We start from the raw sequence: 1,124 nt of genomic DNA, 5'->3' as shown, positions 1-1,124 counted from the left end.
CCGAGTCTGCTGATAAAGGATTAGTGCCTAATGCAAACTCCTCTCCATCAGCCAAACCATCGCTATCGGTATCTGGGTTATATGGATCAGTTTTGTCAGTTTCTTCTTCAGCGTTAGTGCGACCATCTCGATCATAATCACTCGCACCATCGTTATCTAACACTCCATCCAAATCGAAGTCTTGAGACGTAGGGTTTGTGGGATCAGTGAATAACACAAAAATTTCAAAATAATCACTGACGCCATCGCTATCTGTATCAGCTAAGTTATGGTCCGTGCCATATATATTAATTTCTTCGAAATTCGTTAAGCCATCATTGTCATCATCATTAGAGCCAATAATTCCAGCGCCGACACTGTCATTCAGTCCGTCATTATCACTGTCGTTCTTATACTCATCACCGCCCGACTCTTCACCATTGCTCAAGCCATCACCGTCGGAATCTACGAGGAAATCAGAAATATCATCAAAATTATTAAAACGATCTAGTCGCGATACTCCACCTAATAACTGATCTTTATCAGAACTTAGATTGTCGTCAGAATTTGAGTAATGTTCGTACCAACCTGGCAAGCCATCACTATCAGAATCACCAACTTCTTCACGCAGGTACTGCAAATAACCTAAAGAAGGGGATGCGCTATTTTCAACCTGACGAAGCAACACAATATCTTCCTGAGCATTAAACAATGCCAAAGCCTGAGTACCATAACCAGATCTTGCATATCTCCAATACTCGCTATCATTTGCTGCATTCGGATATAACTGAATCGTTAATTTTCCATCAATCCCGAGTGTTGTAGTGTGTCTATCTGAAGTATCTCTTTGAACTGCTAACACGAACGCTCTATCTAAATCAGCATTCGCTGATTCGAAATCAGGGGTTATTGCGTCAGGCAAATAACTATGACCAGATGCAAAACGCAAACGTCTGGTCGATAAGGCATTATCTATGTACAACGAACCATTCAATACCAAGTCTGAACTATTCAAATTAGGCGACTCAATTACTGTTGGCAGCCCGCTATAGTCAAAGCGCACGAAAGTATCGTTTATGTCATCTAGTGCCCACAAAGCTTGACGCGTATTTTTATCGTCCCACACAGCATGTTTGACACTTACT

The 1,124-nt window shown here is 41.5% G+C and carries 1 pseudogene; it reads right to left on the bottom strand.

Annotation, left to right across the window (positions count from 1 at the left end):
- Positions 1-1,124: pseudogene (locus A3762_RS15400) on the bottom strand (hypothetical protein); the annotation flags it as partial.

The organism is Oleiphilus sp. HI0125 (assembly GCF_001635355.1).
The sequence above is the reverse complement of the archived record's forward strand: the minus strand, read 5'-3'. Positions and strand labels throughout refer to the sequence as shown.